This is a genomic window from Rhodopirellula sp. J20-39, from assembly GCF_057365095.1.
In genome coordinates this window covers 3,787,870-3,808,844 of sequence record NZ_CP195123.1, presented here as the reverse complement: position 1 = coordinate 3,808,844, position 20,975 = coordinate 3,787,870, and the positions used below count along the sequence as shown (strand labels likewise).

Sequence of the window (20,975 nt, the reverse complement as noted above, 5' to 3'; positions counted from 1 at the left end):
CTCCTAACACGCGTAGTCTTTGCCGGGCCAGTTTTTCCACCATTGCTGAAACTGAGCCAATTGTTGCTTGGCGTAAGCAGCCTGGCTTGGTGAAAGCGCATCGGACGAATTCAACTGGAATTCGTAATCAGCGTCTCCCAACAAGAACATCAAGTACTTGTAATAGAGCACCAAATCCGGGCCTTCATCGAACGTCGACAAAACGGTAAACGCACTGGAAAGCTCGCGGGCGTACTGGTCAGCCTGGCAATCACCACAGGCAGCCGCTTCGCATATTTCGACATACTTCAGCACTTCGGCGGGCAAACAGTTTCCAATTCCGGTGATCGCACCAACTGCACCGCAGCGGACGAAGCCGTGATAGACCTGGGTGTCGACACCGGCCATCAACAAAACATCGTCGTCTGTGTTGGTGATATGTTCGGCAGCGTAAGACAGCGAATCCGCACCGCCAAATTCTTTGAATCCAACCAAGCTAGGAAATTCCGACCGCAAGTTAAAAAACAAGTCAGCCTTCGTTTCGAATCCGTAATACGGACTGTTGTAGATCACCGCGGGAAGCGAAGGCGCCGCCGAAAGGATCGACGCGAAGTGATTCCGCTGCGCTGCGGGTGATGTGGTGCGTGAAAGCACTCGAGGAATCACCATCAAACCGGCCGCACCGACACGTGCAGCATGACTGGCGTGCGCCGTTGCCACGGCCGAGTTCTGGGCACCGGTACCGACAACCACAGGAACGCCGGCGTCACAAAGGGCCTCGACACCATCTTGACGTTGTTGATCAGTCAATAGCGGCCAGTCGCCCATCGACCCACAATAGACAACCGCCGTCATACCGGCGTCCATCATCTCTTTGCCCTTTCGGACCAATCCTTCGAAGTTCACTTTTCCCTGCGAGTCGCAGGGCGTCATCAACGCTGGAATACAGCCTCGGAAAACAGACGCATCAACCTTCATCTAACTAACTCGCGAAAAAGTGGAATCGAAAACAGCGAACGCTAACCGGGCGGCACAGACGGGAAAGCATGAACCAGCGATCTTCGCCAACAACGAGAGCATTCTTGCATGACCGCCCGCCCCAGTCTTGTGAAAGTGTTGACGATCAAGTTGAAAAGGCGCACAATTCCAGCATGCCTGTTACCCCCGTTGCTTCCGCCCTATTCAACCAGCTCAGCGAACCGTTCACCGCCGAGGTGCTGTTCGATGGCCTGCATGACACGGTCTTTTTCATCAAAAACGATCAGGGTCAGTACATTGTTGTGAATGAGACTCTAGTCCAACGTTGTGGATTGAAGCGAAAATCGCAATTGATTGGGCGCACATCCGAAGCCATCTTACGGCCCCCCTTTGGTAACAGCTTCACACGCCAGGACCAAGCGGTTCTACGCTCCGGAAAACCGCTGGTCGGACAACTGGAATTGCACCTGTACGCATCCCGAGAAGTCGGATGGTGTCTGACCAACAAATACGCACTGGTCGGTCGTGACGGCACCAACGTTGGCCTGGTCGGCTTCTCGCGTGACCTTGGTAAACCCAATGAGTCCAGTGAAGATTACAAACGGGTCGGCAGCGCCATTCGGCACGCACAAGACTCGTTAGCCAATCCGATTAGCGTTATGGAAATGGCGGAAGTCGCCGGTCTCTCACGATTCCAACTCGATCGTCGCATGCGGATCGTGTTCGGACTGAACACCGGGCAATGGTTGCTAAAGCAACGGATCGACCGAGCCTGCGAATTGCTACAAGAAACCGACAAATCGATTATCGATGTCGCGTTATCAACCGGTTACGCCGATCAAAGCGCGTTCACGCGGCAATTTGGCCGTGCCACCGGAATTTCCCCCAGCCAATACCGCAAGGTCGAACTCTAGCGACAGTCGTTTGTCCGATCAATCACGCCTCGATTGACTGGCTACAATAGTCCACGCCTCACTTTCCCCATAATGAGACTCGGACATGCAGCCTGTTTACCGTTCACTTGCTTTCATCTTGATCCTTGCCACCGGCTCCGCGGTTGTCGCACAGAAACCTCCTTACGACACGTTTCCTAACGCGGAACCACCGTATTACCGAATCCGTTACGAAGCTTCCGATCAACCAAGTGAATTGATCGTTGCGGCGAGCTACACCATTTGGATTCCAGAGAACGTGCCGACGCTTCGTGGCATCATCGTCCACCAACATGGCTGCGGTGAAGGCTCCTGCAGCTCTGGCCTCACGGGGGCTTACGATCTGCACTGGCAAGCGTTGGCGAAAAAGCACGATTGCGCACTGTTGTCTCCTTCCTATGAACAGCCGCAGCAGGCTAACTGCCAAATGTGGTGCGATCCGCGCAATGGTTCTGCAACAGCGTTCGATCGTGCCGTCGCCGATTTAGCGAAGGTCTCTGGACATCCTGAACTCGCAAACGCGCCACTGGCACTCTGGGGCCACAGCGGCGGTGGTCACTGGTGTGGAGGGATGGTGATGCTACAACCCAATCGTATCATCGCGGCTTGGCTGCGCTCTGGCGTGCCTTTACTGGAGACCAATCCTGATCGACCGGATCTTCATGCTCACAATCTTCCCGAAGAAGCGTTGCAAGTCCCCATGATGTGCAACCTGGGAGCGCAAGAAGGCGTCACGGTAACCGACGGGCGATTCGCCAACGTGTGGCCCGCCAACCTGGCGTTCTTCGACAGAGTTCGCGGTCGCGGCGGGTTGTTGGGTGTAACCATCGACCCACTAACCGCACACGAATGCGGCAACTCACGCTACATCGCCATTCCCTGGTTGGACAAATGCTTGGAATTGCGTCTGCCCAACCGGCACGGCGGACCGTTGCAGTCGATATCGCCAAAAGAAGCTTGGCTTGCCAAACCGCTAGAAACCACCGCCATTCCAGCCGCCAACTTCGACGGGGATCCGCTCACCAAGGGCTGGCTACCGGACGAGAACATTGCGAAAGCATGGATGCAGTTCCGCGAGGACACCAACGTCGCCGATCCATCAACACCACCGGCACCAACGCATGTTCGTCTCACCCAAAACCATTTGACCTGGAAAGCCTCCGCTGACTTGCAAAGCGGTATTGAGAAGTTCGTTATCCAGCGAGACGGGAAGTTCCTTGCCGAGGTCACCGGAAACGGCACCAACCGCTTTGGCAGGCCACTTTTCCAGAACTTGCAATACAGCGACACGCCAACTCAACCTCTATCAAAGATGGAGTTCACCGACTCAACCGCCACCGAATCGGACCACGATTACCAGATCATCACAGTCAACACCGTCGGACTTCAATCAGAACCCGCCGTCGCAATCCGGCACCCAGAATAGAAACTGCTCAAACACCCAAACGCGTCATTAGGCACGCAAAGGCGAAGGATGACCAAGCAACGCTCGCAACGTCCTAGCACCGCGCAAGCATGGCTTCGCCTCGTCGACGGCTACTTTCTAGGTCGCTCAAATGCTTCCTCCGCTTAATCCGGAAGCGTGAGAGGCCGCCAAAAACGCTGTATTTCCAGGCTGATTGACCATGGCAAGTGGACCTGTTCCAATTTCAATAGTTTGGAATGTTTGTAAGGTTTGACTTGGGTAGATCCAATGGCTGAGAAGACGAAAACGAAGCCCTTCCAAGGCATGATGCGGGTCGGCGAGGCGGCGGACTTCATCGGTGTTTCTGCCGAAACGATGCGAAACTGGGACCGTTCCGGACGCCTTTCCTCGCAGCGAAATCCTGTCACGGGATACCGTTATTACGAGCGAAGAGAACTCGAGCAATTTCTTGCCAAGGCCATCAATGAACGCGAGGCCCTGAGCTGATGAGCCCATCCGGTTCCAGCCCATCTGACCATCGAGCCTTTCTGGCTACCGGCAGCGTCAGCACGCAACAAATCGCTGCGTTAAGAATTACAACGCAGAATTCCCCTCGAGCAACATCATGACCATCCAAACGATCAAACCGCTGGTCGTTGCTGTCGGTGCATCCGCTAGTCAGATCGACGCGTTCTTAGAATTGCTTTCATCGATCCGCCCGGGCTCGAATCTAGCAATCGTGTTCCTTCAGCATTCCCGGCTCAATGGACTTCCCACGAAGGAATCGCTGACCGACTTAATTCGCAATAGCACTACTTCATTCGAGGTTGTCGAAATTGCCGATCACCATGAATTGAAAGCGGGCACGGTCTACCTTTGCCCAGTGCAACAGTTCGTCAGTGTTGACCAAGGGTTTGTGTCTATCGTCAGTGAACCGAATTCTTCGCAGTACGCTTCCGCTATAGACAATCTGGTCCAAGCTCTTGCGGCCGACCACAGCATCGACGCGATCGGTGTCGACTTGTGCGATTCAGGCAACCACGCCCTTCACGACATGCGGACGAACCGCGACGACTCCGCTGGCATTACTAGCACGATGTCCGTTACCCAAATTGCTGCGGAGCTAATCCAAGCCTGCGACCGAGCGGACGAAATGCAATACGTTGCACAGGAGCAACAGTCGCAAGAAGACGAGACTGCCGAGTCAACGAACGAGAACGCGAACGACGTCTCGGCTACACCCAGCGTTCACACCGGCGTTTCGACAAGCCCATCTACTAAGGATACTTCGGCGGACGAAACCATCCGTCGTCTCCAGCGTGAACTTGAGACAACACGGGCTGATCTCGACCAAACCACACGAAAGATGGTGGCCGCGACGGAGCGATTGACGGTAACTAATGAAGAATTGCAGTCCATGAACGAGGAACTGCAATCGGCAAACGCATTGCTGGAGACATCGAAGCAAGACGTTCAAGCCGCACTCGATCAGATCGCGCAATCCGAAGCCGACCAAAAGGCTTTACTGGACAGCACTCGCATTGCGACCTTGTTCTTAGATAACGAATTTCAAATTCGCAGTTTCACCCCGGGAGTCACCACGCTTTACAACCTGATCCCGGACGACGTCGGCCGGCCGCTGCAACACATCACGCATGCGGCCGTCGAGATGCCTGCGTTCCCAAGCGATCTATCCGATACCAACGCGTTGCCGATCGAAGACGAAATCGAAACTCAAGACGGGCGTTGGTACATGCGTCGCATCCAGCCGTATGCGAACCAGGACATGCGGCGTGATGGATTGGTCGTGACCTTCTACGAGATCACCGAACAAAAGAAACTGCGAATGCGGTTGGCGGCCGCTCATTCAGTGACCAAATTGCTTGCCGACGCTGACTCCTTCGAGGCTGTCATCCCGAAAGTGTTGCATGCGTTACGTACATCCCTTTCCGCAGACGTCTGCTTACTTTGGCGGACCGATGATCGAGGCGAGTCGCTGCGTTGTGTTGAAACTGACGCGGCCGATGACTCGAGTCAGCCATTCATCGACGCCAGTCGCCGTACCAGCTTTGTCTCCGGCCAAGGACTACCCGGCCGCGTATGGAAACGGCGAGAGCCGGTCTGGTTCAGTGACGTGCAGGACACCGGTGTGTTCGTTCGATCCGAAGCCGCGGCGGAAAGCGGTTTGGTCAGTGGTGTCGGAACACCGATCGTCGTTGGAAACAAGTTCAAAGGCGTTATCGAGATCTTCACGATACGCCGCCTTACGCACGAACCCGAACTCATTCAACTACTGGGCTCCGTCGGCAGCGAGATTGGCCAGTTCATTCGCCAACGGCGTCTAGACGCGAGTTTCCGCGACGAAGAAGCACGAAAGACCGCGATCTTAAAGTCCGCGTTGGACTGCATCATCACGATGGATACAGCCGGGCGAATCGTTGACTTCAACCCCGCCGCCGAACGCACCTTCGGTCTCTCGGCCGCTGAAGTCACGGGAAAATCGCTCGCCGAAACGATCATACCGGAACCGTATCGCAAAGCTCATTTGGACGGGCTGGCCAACTACTTGAAAACCGGTAGCTCAAAAATGCTCGGCCAGCGAACCGAACTGATGGCCCAGCGATCTGACGGCAGCCTGTTCCCAATCGAACTGGCTATCAGCGTCTCGCACGGTCGAGATGGCACCCCGTTTTTCACCGGATATCTACGCGACATCACCGAACGCAAACAAAGCGAGGCGTCTTTACTGCAACGCGCGGAGTTGTCCGCTTTGCATTCTTCGTTGGCGGTATCCTTGGCTGGTGAAGCCCCGCTCGACGATAGCTTGACGACATGCTGCCAACGAATCGTCGACGGGCTCGGCGCCACCTTCGCTCGCGTCTGGATACTCAACGAAACGACCCAATCGCTGCACCTAACCGCCTCCGCCGGCACGTCATCGCAATTCGACGAACTTCATAGCCGCATCGAATTGGATGAATCGGTCATCGGCGAAATCGCCTCGGCGCGTCGACCAAGGCTGGTCAACGAGATTACACCAGATTGCAATTTGGGCGATCCTGATCTGGCCGCCGCTAACGGTGTCGCCGCTTTGGCTGGCTACCCGCTGGTGGTCGAACAAAGACTCGTCGGCGTCGTTGCTTTGTTTGCAAACCAAGCGATCAAGCCCGAGGTTTATGAACAACTGATACCGATGGCCGATGCGATCGCCCAGTGCATTGCTAGAAAAGAAACCGAACAACGATTACTGGACCGCGACCAACGCCTGAATCTCGCTCTTGACGCCGGGCGTCTGGGGACGTGGCACTGGAATGTCAAAGATGATCGTCTGACGTGGTCCGATCAACTGTATGAGCTGTTCGGCTATCAACGGAATCAGTTCAATAAGACAAAAGCTGGGTTTCTAGAGATCATCCATCCCGAAGATCGAGAACGTGTAAGCAAACGACTTGATGCGGTGTTCGTCGGAAATTGCCAGTCCTATGAGATGGATTTCCGAGTCATCCGCGGTGATGATGAAGCGATCGTCTGGACTTCAGGTCGGGGCGTCATTCGCCGTGACAAATCCAAGCGTCCACTAAGCATCACGGCCGTCGCCAGTGACATCACGCAGCGCAAGCGTTGGGAATTGGAACTTGCCGATCGCGAATCGCACCTGCGTAGCGTCATTGACAACACGCTGTTCATGATTGGCGTTTTAGACGTCGACGGAACGCTACTGGAAGCCAATGCGACAGCGCTCAAATCCGCGAATCTGGATCGTAACGAAGTCATCGGAAAGAAGTTCTGGGATTCCTACTGGTGGAATTTCAGCCAGGAATCGATCGATCAGTTGCAAGACGCGATCAAGCGTGCCGCCGGTGGCGAGTTCGTCCGTTACGACGCGACGACTCGAGTCGGAGACGATTCGCGGATCACGATTGACTTCATGATCAGTCCTGTTAAAGCAAGCGACGGTTCCATCACCCACATGATCCCTTCCGCTGTCGATATCAGCGATCGTAGGGCTGCGGAAAAGGCAGTCTTGGAACGCGAACAATTCCTGATGCTGGCACTCGACGCCGGCAAAATGGGCACGTTTAAATGGGATGCCGCAACAGGAAGAATTGAGTGGTCGGAAATGGTTTACGCCATCTACGGTTGCACCCGAGACCAGTTCGATGGCAGCGATGAGAGTTTCTATCGGCTGATTCACCCGGATGATCGCGATTGGGTGCATGCCGAAATCGAAGAAACGTTCGATAGCGACATCGACGACCATTGCATCGAATTTCGTTTGGTTCGCCCACTCGATGGACGGACCATTTGGATCGAACACCGCGGCGTCGTACGGCGAGAGTCCGGCAACTCGTCATTGCAACTTACCGGCTTGACTCAAGACATTAGCGATCGGAAAGCCGACGAATTGGGCCTCGCTTTTCTGTCGGATCTACAGACTCAACTGGTGCCGATGCGGTCAGTCGACACCCTGATGGATGTCTCGACACGATTAACGGCCGACTACTTGGGACTGTCCCGATGCTTGCTGGTCGAATTTGACGAAAAGGGCGAAGTGGCGGACATCCTTTGTGACCATCACCAAGGCGACCAGCCAACTATGATTGGAAAGCATCCTGTCGATGCGTTTCATACCGAAGCGGAGCGGGTGGCACTGATCGCGGGCAAACAAGTCGTTTGCAACGACACACTCGGCCCCAGCCGGGACGACCAAACCATTGGAAGTTTTCGTGCTTTCAATATCGGGGCTTTTTGCAATTCCGCATATGTGACGGACCGCGGAACCAAGTTTGCCGTTTCCGCTCTGCATACAGAGCCTCATGTTTGGCAAGCCGACGAACGCATGCTCTTGCAGGAAGTCGCAAACCGGGTAGGCATTCGCATTGAACGAGCGCGTGCCGAAGAAGAATTGGCCGATCGCGAGGCTCATCTTCGCCGCGTCATTAACAACCAATTGGGACTGGTCGGGGTCATCGACCGTGATGGAATCCTGCTGGAAGTCGACGACCGATCGCTGAAGATTGCACAGACACGTCGCGAAGTCGTGATCGGCAAGCACTTCGCTGACGCTCCTTGGTGGAGCTACGATCCCGCCGTCGCCGCACGCATGCGAGAGGCGATGCAACGAGGGATGGCAGGCGAAACCGTTCGCTATGACGTTTCTTTGTTTGCCCATGGTGAGAGCGGCGTGATGATCGATTTCATGATCGCCCCGGTTTTTGATAGCGCTGGCAATGTTGAATACTTGATTCCATCCGGCGTCGACATTCGCGAACGCGTGAAGGCCGAACGAGAGCAGCGATCCGTCACCCAGCGTTTAGAAATGGCGTTGCGTGCCGGCGGGATGGCGGCATGGGAATGGACACCGACGAAGAACATTTGGACGCCCGGTTTCTATGAATTGCTTGGTATCAACCCGGATCAAGAGGCTAGTTCGGAATTGTTTTATTCCCTCGCTCACCCCGATGACGTCGACGCACTTAAACACGCATGGCAAAAGGCGATCGATGGTTCCGATACCTACAGCAGCGAATTTCGTATCATTCGCCCTGATGGCCAAGTCCGCTGGCTCAACGGCCTAGGCGAAGCAGTTCGCGACCCTGACGGAAACCCGATTCGGATGTACGGAATCACTTGGGACTCGACACAACAACACTCACAAGCCGACGCTCTTCGCGAAAGTGAACGCCGAGCCCACGAAGCAAGCGCATCCAAGAGTGAGTTCCTGGCCAACATGTCTCACGAGATTCGCACGCCCATGACCGCGATCTTGGGTTATGCCGAATTACTGAAAGACTTGGTCAACGATGGCGAAGCCAACCAGTACTTGCAAACCATCCGTCGCAACGGCGATTACCTGCTTGAAATCATCAATGACATCCTTGACCTTTCAAAGATCGAGGCTGGCAAACTCGATGTCGATTCAGAACGCTTTGAGCCGTACAACCTTGTCGAAGACGTACGCAGCATCATGGAGGTCCGCGCGACCGAAGGTGGTCTCACGCTAGAAGTCGAGTACGACGGCAAGCTTCCCAAATTCATCAAGTCAGACAACAAGCGATTGAAGCAGATCCTGATCAATCTGATTGGCAATGCGATCAAGTTCACTCACGAAGGTCGTGTCATGATTCGGGTTCGGTTCGATGCACCCGCTCAACAATTGCTGTTTGACGTCATCGACACGGGCATCGGTATTTCCAAAGAGCAAATGTCACGACTGTTCAAGCCATTTTCGCAAGGCGACGCCAGCGTGACTCGCAACTTTGGCGGTACCGGTTTGGGACTCGTCATCAGTCAACGACTTGCGGTTACATTGGGCGGAACGTTGTCGGCCAGTAGCACCGAAGGCGTCGGCAGCACCTTCATGGTGTCTATCGCCACCGGCACAATTGCTGAATCGGACCTCGTTGTCTACGGAACGCCGACCACGCCAGTTGAATCGAAACCGAGTCCGACCAGCGGCGCTGACGTTGCTCTGTCATGTCACGTTTTGATCGTCGATGACCGCCGAGACATCCGCTTCTTGAGCAAGCGGATTCTAACAAAGGCCGGTGCGACGGTAGCGGAATGCGAAGACGGACTGCTCGCCGTTGAGCACATTACCGCCTGTTTGCAAGATGGTGATTGTCCCGATCTCGTGCTACTGGACATGCAAATGCCCAACTTGGATGGGTACTCCACCGCCGAAAGACTGCGCACGTTGGGATACAACGGCCCGATCATTGCACTGACCGCTGATGCGATGCAGGGCGATATGAAAAAATGTCTTAGCGCCGGCTGCAACGACTACCTTTCCAAACCAATCGACGCCGACAAAATGCTTGTGCTGGTCAACCAGTTAACAAACAACCGCGAATGACCGAGTAGCAGCATGCTGGCGTGTTTGCGGTTTGCCAACCCGTCAAGGTTCGATGGAAGTCCGTCGCTAAACCGTATACCGTTAAACGTCTACTGAACGACTGATTGCCGACGAGCTTTCGTTGTTTCCGCCCAATTCATCACTGAAACCATCTGAACAACTCCGCAAAGAATCAGCTCGATGAACCTAATACAAAAACCGATTTCGACCGGCATCCATACGCTTGATGACATCATGTACGGAGGCTTCACCGAGAATCGCCTCTACCTGATCGACGGCTTTCCGGGGACCGGCAAGACGACCCTGGCGATGCAGTTCCTTCTTGATGGTGCCAGCAAGGGTGAGCCGGGACTTTACGTCAGTCTGTCGGAAACCCGAGACGAACTCGAAGGCGTTGCCGCTTCACACGGCTGGACGCTTGATGGGATCGACATTCACGAACTGGTCGATCAAGAAAAGCTCACACAAGAACAAGCCCAGTACACGATGTTCGAACCGTCGGAGATCGAACTGGGGGCTACGATTGACGGCGTGCTAAAGAAGATTGAAGCGATCAAGCCCGTTCGCATCGCGTTTGATTCGTTATCCGAGATGCGTCTCCTCGCACAAGGGCCGCTTCGCTATCGTCGCCAAATCCTATCCCTCAAACAATTTCTTTCTGGACGCGGATGCACCACGCTACTGCTAGACGATAAGTCTGGTGGTGACCTTGAATCGGACCAAAACGATCAACAGCTTCAAAGTCTCGCCCACGGTGTTATCCGGCTGGAACAGTCGCTGAACCACTACGGATCGGCGCGACGACACCTTCGAATTATCAAACACCGTGGCCGAGATTTTATCGGCGGCACCCACGATGTCCTGCTCAAGCGGGGCGGCATGAAAGTCTATCCACGCAAGACGGTGGAAGAAGCCCGCTGGCAATCCACCGGAAGTTGTATCAGCAGTGGCAACCCTCAACTTGACGAACTGATCGGCGGTGGATTGATGGAAGGCACCAGCACGTTGTTGCTGGGTCCTGCTGGTGTCGGTAAATCTTCCACCGCGACTCAATTTGCGGTCGCGGCCGCCGAGCGAGGTGAACGAGCGGTGTTCTTCGAATTCGAAGAGAGTCAACATGCGTTTCTGCAACGTAGCCGTGGACTCGGCTTTGACGTGGACCAGTACATCAGTGATGGCCTAATTGAATTGCGGCAATTCGTACCGGGTGAAACGACACCCGCCGAGTTTGCTTCCCAGGTTCGCGAGGCAATCCAACCGGACGATCAGGGCCGGAAAGTTTCCGTGGTCGCGATCGATAGCCTTAACGGCTACCTGAATTCCATGCCGCATGAAAACTTCCTGCTGATCCAGCTCAATGACATCCTGCAAATGCTGGGTCGTCGCGGAATCGTGTCCTTCTTGATCACTGCCCAACACGGCATGTTGGGCACCGCGATGAAGACGCCGGTGGATGCCAGCTACATGGCCGATAATGTTTTGCTGTTTCGCTACTTTGAAGCCAGTGGCGAAATCCGACAAGCGATTTCGATGGTTAAAAAGCGGACGGGAAAGCACGAACGCACGATCCGCGAGTTTAGCCTGAGTGAAAATGGGTTGGAAATTGGGAGTCCGTTGACTGATTTCCACGGTGTATTGAGCGGTACACCGTCGTTCCGTGGCACCCGCGAAGACTTGCTACGTCGCGGCGAAAACCAAGCATGAGCGACCGCCCCAAACGCAAATCGAAAATAGCACCTGCGAATAGCCAGGTCGTTACCGTACTGGCACCCACTCCCCAGGACGCAAGGTTTTGCGATCAAATCTTGCGGGAACATGGGGTCGAGGTTGATCTAGTGACGTCGGTCTACGAAGTCACCAAACGGATCCGTGATGACGCAGGCGTCTTGCTGATTTCGCAAGAATTCCTAACCGCGGAGGCGATGACACATCTCCGTCGTTCCGTCAACGAACAACCATCATGGTCCGATGTTCCGATCGTGGTACTGCTATCGCAGCGTGAAACCTCCGCCCGTGCCATCGCCGACCTGCTATCGCTTGGCCACGTCACATTGATAGAAAGACCACTTCGGATCGCGTTGTTCGTTAGCGTGCTGAAGGCCAAACTTCGTGATCGCTCCCGTCAATACGAGGTGCGCGACCTATTGTTAGAAGCCCAGCAAGCCAGTCGGTCCAAGAGTGCGTTTCTTGCCAATATGTCGCATGAGATCCGTACGCCGATGACCTCAATCTTAGGCTACGCTGACTTAATGTCGCCCTTGGTCGAGAACGAAGAAGCACTTGCGTACTTGTCGACAATCCGCCGCAACGGCGACTTCTTGCTCGCCATCATCAATGACATCCTGGACCTCTCGAAAATCGAAGCTGGCAAGCTTGACATCAATGTGGAAAGCTTCCCTCCCGATCGAGTGATCGAAGACGTCCGCAGCATTATGGAAGTGCGTGCAAGAGAGAACGACTTACAACTGCTGGTGGTATACGCGACGGAAATCCCCAAACTGATTCGAAGCGATGCGAAACGACTGAAGCAGATCCTGATCAACCTAGTTGGCAATGCGATCAAGTTCACGAACAAGGGCCACGTTAAGATTGTCGTCGACTACATGCCAAAAGCTGAGTCCTCTGGAAAATCAAACGGCTCTTCACCTGGCACCAAGTCAACCGAATCCACTTCAACGCTTCGGTTTCAAGTCATTGATACGGGAATCGGAATGACTCCCGACCAATTGCTCAAGCTATTCAAGCCGTTCTCGCAAGGCGACTCGCTGATCACTCAGCAATTTGGTGGCACCGGGCTGGGTCTCGCGATCAGCCATCGGCTTGCCAAAATGCTGAACGCGAAGATCACCGTTGAGAGCGAGCTTGGTGAAGGAAGCAACTTCAGCCTTCAATTGGCGACTGGAAGCGACAATGATGTCGACTTGGCAATGCCTGATCACGCCGTCAACGAAGACGACGACCAGGACCTTAACAACGATTGCAAACTCGATTGTCATGTCCTGATCGTTGATGACCGTCGTGACATCCGATTCCTTAGCAACCATATCTTGACCAGTGCCGGTGCGATTACCAACCAGTGCGAGGATGGGCTGCTCGCAATCGAGTTCTTTCACGAATGTCTTCGAAAGGGCGATTGCCCCGATCTGATTTTGCTGGACATGCAGATGCCCAATTTGGATGGGTATGGTACCGCAACCCAACTTCGCAAGCTGGGATATTCGGGCCCCATCATCGCGTTGACCGCCGGAGCGATGCAGGGGGACATGACCCGATGCGTGGAAGCGGGTTGCAACGACTATCTCAGCAAACCGATTGACGCTGCCAAATTGGTTGCCAAGGTCGCGGAACTGACCAGCAGGAACTAGGTCGATGGGCACGCCGCTTGCTACTGGTTTTGGATCTTCCGATTCAAACATTCCAAAACCTGATGGAGCCTAGACGATGGAAACGACACTCGACGCGACCACTTTGCCAAATGTGAAGCTTGTTGATCCGCGATACGCCTACGTCACCCCGCCCTTCGATGATCAAAAGACCATGGACATGCCAGGATCCACGGCAAAGATGGCACCTAAGCCGGACCACGGCGAAGAAAGCTATCGAGGTTCTGGCAAACTGAAAGGACTTAATGCCGTCGTCACCGGTGCGGACAGCGGTATCGGTCGAGCGATCGCACTCTGCTATGCCCGTGAAGGTGCCAATGTCGTCATCAACTATTTGTCCGAAGACGATGATGCGCAAGAAACCAAGATGCTCGTTGAAGATGCAGGTGTCCGAGCCGAGGTGGTTCGCGGCGACCTACAGGAACAATCCTTTTGTGAAGAGTTGATCAACCACGCCGTAGATTCACTCGGATCGATTGACTTGCTAGTCAACAACGCGGCGTTCCAACTTACTGCCGACTCGATTGAAGAGTTCTCAACCGAGGTGTTTGACCGTATTTTCAAGACGAATGTCTACGCACCGTTCTGGCTATCTCGTGCGGCCATGAGTCGATTGCCGGCTGGTGGCAGCATCATCAACACGGTATCGATCCAAGGTTACGATCCGTCGCCATTTCTATTGCCCTACGCCACTACTAAGTCGGCAATGATTGGTATGACCAAGGCGATGGCCAAGCTAGCGATCAACAATGGCGTTCGAGTCAACGCGGTCGCCCCCGGGCCGGTCTGGACGCCGCTGATCCCCGGTTCGATGCCGACGGAAAAGTTCGAAAACTTTGGCAAGGACACACTGTTCCAGCGTCCTGCGCAGCCGATCGAGCTGGCTCCGTTATATGTCTGGCTAGCCAGTAACGACGCCAGCTACGTGACAGGCGAAGTCTTCGGCTGCACCGGCGGCAAGACCCCCGTCTAAACCCAAGCCAAGCCCCACACTGGAGTTCTCCCCCCAAAGAACTCCAGTCGCCCTCATCAAACAATCGGGAGGGTGAGGCTCCCGCCGAACATAGAATACAGAATGGCAAGGCTCCCGCCGAGCCACAGCTAGAATTCGGGAGGGTGAGGCTCCCGCCGAACCACAACAAAACACGAGGACAAGGCCCCCCGCCGAGCCCCACTCATCAACGCAAAACGTTCTACAAACGTTTCGCTATCCAACAACCCTGACGCCGCGATTCAGTAACCAAACCGCCTTATTGGTCGAAAGTTGCCGGCCCATTGGCCTCGGCAGCCATCTTTGCAGCCGCTTCATTGGCTTGATCGTAAAGCCTAGCGGTGGCCTCATCCGGAACGATCACTTCTGGCTCGGATGAGCAACCGACGGCACCGAACACGAGGCCCGCTAAAAGCAAAAGAATTGGAGCGATGGAGAACGGATATAGATTTTTCATGACAACAAACTTTTGAGGACAAAGAACCCGAAGCCTCTCATGGCAGAGAGGCTCCAGGAAAATAAAAAGGGGTCAAGATCGGTAAACTTTAGATGTCTCCGAGACTCTCAACTTCGCCGCTAGCTCGCGTGGAGGCTGCTCCCAAAATACCGTACGGACTCGCCATTCCAACAGCGTTGGGATAACCGAAGCCTGTTCGCCCGATATTGGAATCACCTGCATCGATCGAATCGGTGATGAACTTAACTGCACCGTCACCCATTAAAACATGGACGCCGCCCTGGTGCCGACTGCTGGTAGGGAACGTGCCTTGATCATCAAGAGCCAAACGGACGCACAGCGGAGAGTTCGGTGGAAGATTGAACGAAACCATCGTGTACTTCGACGATGCGGACGCCCAACGATAACCGCGTTGCTCATTCGCGAGACCAGCGAATTCACGATCGGCACCACCATTGGTATCCGGCAAAGCCTGCCAGAATGTCGGACGATCTGGATCGATATCTCGCTTGCAATAGTTCGCTGCAAGCCACCATTGGTCACGCACGAACTGAGTCGTCACATGTCGATCACCAAGGTCTGTATTGATCTCGCCCATCGCAATTGTGTTCGAAAGACCATCTAACACGTCGCGGAATTTAGTCGAAGCATGGGGCACGAATAACCCACGGCAAAGCTTCGGATTTTGCGTCGCATGCGTGTACGCCTTGGTTACCTCTGCACTGGGCGTGCCACCCTTGACCGACATCACACACCAACGTGTGGCGAGCCCTCGCCCAAAGTGGTCGACTTGGTCACCGCCTGAAAAAGCGTAGTTGGTTCTAGCCATCGCTGGCAGTCCGACGCCTGGATCCGAAGGGCATCGGAACGTCGGAACTTCCGAAACGAAAGGACGGTATGCCAGCACGTCGCTGCTGTTCCCCGTGGGGTTCGGCCCCATCGCGGGGTAGCTGACATCGGTGCTTGTCAGTGTGTTCCTGAATATGGCGGGATTGGCGATCTGTTCCCAAATTGCTTGTTGTTCAACGAAGGGCAACAGAGCAACCAGAGCGCTGAGTTGAGCCCGGTTGGACACTAGCGAGTTTCCAGTCCACGTGCCCGAGCATCCACCCCAAACGAACGGCGATACTGTGCTGTTCTCCCAAGTTCCACTTCCGTGAATAGGCAACTGATTGAACGCGGAATGGTAATTATGCATTCCAAGCCCCAGCTGTTTGAAATTGTTACTGCAACTCATCCGACGAGCTGCTTCACGAGCGGCCTGCACCGCCGGCAAAAGGAGTCCAACCAGGACACCGATAATTGCGATCACGACCAGCAATTCCACCAAGGTGAAACCCGAATACTGCTTTCTTTTCATCTGATTAATCCAAGATACGGCCAGGAAGGAACGAATCACCAACATGACCAGGGTTCTCGATCTACGGCAATCTACCCGACAACAAATCCGGAGTAGCGTGAAAGATTACTGCCGCAGGTTGAATTCCCTGCCCAAATCTTTCACCATTTTTTAGAAGTTCTTCATTTCATCGACGCATTTGGATGATTTATCAGCGTAATAGCGTCGCGTGCCAGTGGCCTGCACTCGTCCGATGCGGCAACACTCGCCGGCCTCAGAATCGACGGGTACCGATCCAAACTGAAAAAACCTCGGTCTAGATCGTGATAGAAGGACCGACGTCAGTAGCCAACCAGTTACCGAAACAAAGCGGACAGCCCGTGAGAAACCCGTCACGCCACGCAGTCAACTCGTTTAAGAAGCCAAGCCACCGTCAGCCGAAACTCCATCAAAACCGGCTCCCAACACCTCATCAGTATTGAGGTTTGACGTTCGGATGAATGGTAAGTTAGGCGGTTTGCCCGCCCGGCGTGTCCTGGGTCGTCAAAGTGGCTTGCTTTGGGATGCCGATCAGACGCTACCGGGCCTACTAAGCCGCCTCGTTTTCAATCGGCACTCGTATCGAACGGAACCTCATTACGATACAGTTCGGTAACAAACTGCAGTTTATTGTCCGAGAATTTGTTGTCCGAGGAAATCATGGCAAAAGTCGATCAAACAGCCCCCAGGGAAGAAGAACCTGCGGCGGAATCAGACCACTCCGACAAGATCAAATCGCAGATTCTGGAGAAAACCGGAAGGCCGCCCCGTTTGCATCACATGGAAGTGTGCCAGCATCACAATGGAAACTACCGGGTCAACATCTGGGAAAAGCTAGAGCCAACCGGTGACTCCGCCTTTTCGACACGGCTCCACATCGGTGCGTCGTATTACCTGAAGGTATCGGATTCAGGTGAGATCACACGCAGCAACCCACCTCTGACGAAGATTCATTCTTAGGCGTGTGCTCACACAGAGTGATCTTCAAGAACGGCCGGTCACTGGGGGCGTTCGACGTTGATGGAAACAACAAACGATTCATCACGTTTCAACTGATACAAAGCTCGGTCACTTACCGCCAAAGTTTTTGACTTGTCTCTAGACCTCTACATTGTCGCTGGAGCGTTTTTGAAAAGGATGTAGCCGGTGTCGCCAGACGCCGGTGCTCTGAAGTCTGGCGACCCCAGCTACCGGGATCAGGCACGTCAAATTTCAAAACGTGCTGGGTGAGCATGATCCTTCGCAGCAGTCATGCGATGAGGGGTCAATATTTTGCAAGTGATGGGTGTCCGGTAATCATCGGTCGGGCACCTTGTGGACGCTCGTAAACAGGCCAACCATTCGTCTCGAACTCTCAGATGCTCCATACACTGGATCGAGACGTTTCACTCATAGGTAAATACTGCTGGTTGGTTCTCTACAAATAAGAGTCGCTGATCCACCGATATCTTAGTGAACGTCTGCCGATTTCCGCTGGGCCAAGTTACTGTGATCGAATCGATGCGATCGACCGTGCCCAGTCCACAAGACACCCGTGCCTCGTTCCGACAAAGGTACCCGTCACCCGCAGTAACCCACCGCGTCCAAGTTTCCCCATCGGCTTGGACTTCGATTTTGGCACCGATCGCATCGCGTTCGCTCGTCACGCCGACTAGTTGCATGTTGATCCAGTGGTGATTGGTCCGCGTTCGATTAACGAGCAATGCCGTCTCGTCCTCCAAATGCGTGACGACGTAATCAGTCTTGCCATCATTATCAAAATCCAGTGTCGCCAGTCCTCGTCCAACGTGAAGCGAGTCAAAGTAGCCAGACCGATCCAGGACATTTACGAATTCAAAACGGTCACCCAAATTTGCAAACAACTGTGCTGGCTGACGAAATGGAGATCCTGGAAGATTGGTGTCTTCCACATGACCATTGGTAACGGCCAGGTCTTCGAATCCATCATTGTTGTAATCGATCGATTGCGTTCCAAACCCAAGCACCTCGTAGCTATCCTTGGCAACTTGGAAACCGATCGCACGGTCCTGAAAGCCGCTTTGCTGCCTCAAGTACAATCTTGCGGGAGCATCCTGGAAATTCGTGACGTGCAGATCCAAGGTGCCGGATGCATCGAAGTCGCCCGCAGCGATTCCCATCGACGCAGTACGTGAACCATCATGCCCCAATGCGATACCCGTTAAATACGCGATGTCCACATAACGTCCTGTTGCGTCCCGCTTCCACAATTGGTTGGGACGGACGTCATTGCCGACAAAGATTTCCAGCCCGGGTTCGCCATCCAACTCCGCCACCACCAGTCCCAATCCGGGACCTCGGTCGAACGCCGACTCGCTGATGTCGCGAGCGATTCGCTTACCGGTCCCGTCGTTGACCAAAATCCGGTCCATTCCGGCTACATAGTCACCGGGCGCAACGATCTGAACTTGTCCCAGTTCATTGACGTTCGGCTTGCGAGCAACCCCTGAATCATGGACGTAACTTTGTTCAAACATGTCCGGCAACCCGTTACCGGTTAAGTCGGCCATCGCAATCGACGTGCTAACATAGGTGGCATCATCGAAGTCATCGGTCGGTTGGGATTCAAACGTGCCATCACCATTGTTAATCAACAACGAATTAGCACCCAGATTGCAAACGACCAAATCGAGAAACCCATCCTGGTTCCAGTCACCGCTAGTGACGCCCGTTGAATAGCGAAACTCAGTCGCATTGGCGGCCCGGGTCACGTCAACCAAGCTTCCGCCTACTTGCCGAAACAACTGGTTGGTCATTTCCCCAGTCATTGTCGGTGGATCGCTCCCACCTTGTGACAAATACAGATCGCAGGTTCCATCTCGATCGTAATCGAACGCCACAACCCCACCGCCGACGACTTGATAGATCGTAAACCGACTTGCCTGTGGTTTGGCTGCAACCCGATAGGAATGGCTTAACCCTACTCGATCCGCAACATTCTCAAACTCCGCGTTTACTAAAGTGGTCGGCGGCTGACGCACGGTGGAGTTTCGATTGGACTTAGTGACAAAGTCATCCGAATAGACCGGGTACTTTTCATATTCCAATCCGAACACACGAGCTTCGACGGATGCAAACGCCAACTTGGATTGAACCAGCGACTTTCGGCGTTCGTTGAGTTGTTCAAGATTCGTACCCAGTTCCGCTGTGCGGTGACGCCGAATGGCCTCCCAAAGCGTCGCCTCCAGTGGTCGCCCCATCTCTTCCAAACTGGAACTGATCTCATTGAACCGACCGATTTTGGGATCCTGCGTCCCAACTTGGTTACTGGCGGTAGTGGCCGTTCGCAGAAGCTGTACCCAACGATCGCAACGTGTTGCACCCTCTTCGTTGCCGGTCGCGGATAAGGATTGGCTTAACCGACGATAAGAGCGGCTATCGGTTGGGTCACGGATCACGGCCTCGCACAATGCACGAATGGCTTCATCAAAACGCTGATGATTGACCAGCCACGCCCCTATAGCCGCCCAAGCTTCAGCAGTTTGCTTGGTTTGAGCGTCGCATGAAGCCAACCATTGGGCAAAGAGATCGTCTTCCTGAGACTCCGCCAAGCACCGGCCATACAAAGCCACGACCGCAGGCGAGGCCGCACCGGTCTGTACCGAGTCTTTGAGTGTTTGGGCCGCCTCCTGAAAAGCCTGGTCAGAAAACTGTTTTCGAGCTAGTCCCGAATCGCCTAGCGGGAAATATTGCCGTGTCTGCGTCACCGTATCGGCGGGATCGTCGTACATTGCGTCGCTAAGCGACATCAATGAATGCAGCTCATCTTGGCGAACATCGCCAAGCTTACACAAGACGCGAACATGACGAGCAGCCTCGTGGCGTCGCCCCAAGCGATTGAGAGTGAAAGCGAGTTGCCGATGAGCCATCGCCGATCCCGGCACCAACTCGGTCAATCGTTGGTAGCGCGTCGCCGCCTCATCACCGCGGCCGTCGTTCAGGCAAACTTCCGCGGATAGTCCTAACGCAGAAATTCCCAATCGAGGATGTTCAGGCGGAATAGCGTCGAGCAAAATGATCGCTTGGTCCGGCAATCCTTTTGAGATCAACACGTTGGCGCAGCCGAACAAGGCTTCTGCGTCTTCTGGATTGGCCGTAAACAACCGACGAAACGCGAGTTCGGCTTCGGCCAGTTGCCCGCGGTCGTATAGGCCCCGTGCCCGCTGCAGCTCACTATCGCGATCGAACGAACGCGGTGGTTGGACCGAGTCAAGACCTTGGGGTTCTAGACGGTGTAAGCTTCCCAATTCATCCGGCGCCTGATCCTCAACAGGCGACCGCTGTATATCCTGGTCGACGACCTGAGGTTCGCGCTGACAACCACTGGTTATTGGAATTGTCAAAATCATACCAGCCGCAAAGATTCGGCACACATGCCGCGACAGGATTGCGAAGCGACGTTCAACACAGATCATCTGTTCTTCCAATGCGAACGCTCGATGGGCAGTCCAGTAACGCTAACGGAGACTGCGATACTAACAGAAAACATCGGTTCCCCCGTACGAATTTTCCGTTCCTGCGCTGACCTAACAACCGACAGCTCGCAAACAAATTCATTCATCAGTCAGACCCAGTACCGCAAACAAAAATCCAGCGAC

Annotated in this window: 11 protein-coding genes and 1 pseudogene; 8 read left to right on the top strand and 4 right to left on the bottom strand. The window is 54.3% G+C overall.

From position 1 onward, the window contains the following. Positions 1–3: 3 nt before the first annotated feature. The gene (locus ACR3ZL_RS13835; protein ID WP_486172700.1) at positions 4–957 is read right to left on the bottom strand and encodes a dihydrodipicolinate synthase family protein; all 954 of its coding nucleotides are present in this window, start codon (positions 955–957) and stop codon (positions 4–6) included. Between the two features lie 173 nt (positions 958–1,130). On the opposite strand from ACR3ZL_RS13835, the gene ACR3ZL_RS13830 reads away from it, so the two are divergent. From ACR3ZL_RS13830 to ACR3ZL_RS13800, 7 genes and pseudogenes are all read left to right on the top strand, one after another. Next, a complete protein-coding gene (locus ACR3ZL_RS13830; protein ID WP_486172699.1) occupies positions 1,131–1,871 on the top strand; it encodes a PAS domain-containing protein in 741 nt (246 codons plus the stop codon). 85 nt (positions 1,872–1,956) lie between these two features. Further along, a complete protein-coding gene (locus ACR3ZL_RS13825) occupies positions 1,957–3,315 on the top strand; it encodes a hypothetical protein (RefSeq protein WP_473652546.1) in 1,359 nt (452 codons plus the stop codon). A 267-nt stretch (positions 3,316–3,582) separates the two neighbouring features. After that, positions 3,583–3,801 carry a MerR family DNA-binding transcriptional regulator gene (locus ACR3ZL_RS13820; protein ID WP_473652547.1) on the top strand — a complete coding sequence of 73 codons (219 nt, stop codon included), beginning with the start codon at positions 3,583–3,585 and terminating at the stop codon, positions 3,799–3,801. 160 nt (positions 3,802–3,961) lie between these two features. Then, positions 3,962–10,150: pseudogene (locus ACR3ZL_RS13815) on the top strand (PAS domain S-box protein); the annotation flags it as partial. A gap of 180 nt (positions 10,151–10,330) precedes the next feature. After that, entirely contained in the window at positions 10,331–11,854 is a 1,524-nt protein-coding gene (locus tag ACR3ZL_RS13810) for an ATPase domain-containing protein (protein ID WP_473652548.1), read from the top strand. Further along, positions 11,851–13,515 carry a response regulator gene (locus tag ACR3ZL_RS13805; protein WP_473652549.1) on the top strand — a complete coding sequence of 555 codons (1,665 nt, stop codon included), beginning with the start codon at positions 11,851–11,853 and terminating at the stop codon, positions 13,513–13,515. Before ACR3ZL_RS13810 ends, ACR3ZL_RS13805 begins: the two co-directional genes overlap by 4 nt. 76 nt (positions 13,516–13,591) lie before the next feature. After that, positions 13,592–14,506 (top strand): SDR family oxidoreductase, encoded by a 915-nt coding sequence (locus ACR3ZL_RS13800; RefSeq protein ID WP_473652550.1) that lies wholly within the window; start codon positions 13,592–13,594, stop codon positions 14,504–14,506. 277 nt (positions 14,507–14,783) lie between these two features. On the opposite strand, the gene ACR3ZL_RS13795 is transcribed toward ACR3ZL_RS13800, so the two are convergent. Together ACR3ZL_RS13795 and ACR3ZL_RS13790 are read right to left on the bottom strand one after the other, a co-directional pair. Further along, positions 14,784–14,981: a hypothetical protein gene (locus tag ACR3ZL_RS13795; RefSeq protein ID WP_473652551.1), complete on the bottom strand. Its 198-nt coding sequence runs from the start codon at positions 14,979–14,981 to the stop codon at positions 14,784–14,786. Between the two features lie 88 nt (positions 14,982–15,069). Beyond that, positions 15,070–16,341 (bottom strand): DUF1559 family PulG-like putative transporter, encoded by a 1,272-nt coding sequence (locus tag ACR3ZL_RS13790; RefSeq protein WP_473652552.1) that lies wholly within the window; start codon positions 16,339–16,341, stop codon positions 15,070–15,072. Positions 16,342–17,004: 663 nt separating this feature from the next. Here ACR3ZL_RS13790 and ACR3ZL_RS13785 point away from each other — a divergent pair. Next, positions 17,005–17,319 carry a hypothetical protein gene (locus ACR3ZL_RS13785; RefSeq protein ID WP_486172698.1) on the top strand — a complete coding sequence of 105 codons (315 nt, stop codon included), beginning with the start codon at positions 17,005–17,007 and terminating at the stop codon, positions 17,317–17,319. 425 nt (positions 17,320–17,744) lie between these two features. Here ACR3ZL_RS13785 and ACR3ZL_RS13780 read toward each other — a convergent pair whose 3' ends face one another. After that, the gene (locus ACR3ZL_RS13780) at positions 17,745–20,792 is read right to left on the bottom strand and encodes an FG-GAP-like repeat-containing protein (protein WP_473652554.1); all 3,048 of its coding nucleotides are present in this window, start codon (positions 20,790–20,792) and stop codon (positions 17,745–17,747) included. Between the last annotated feature and the right edge of the window lie 183 nt (positions 20,793–20,975).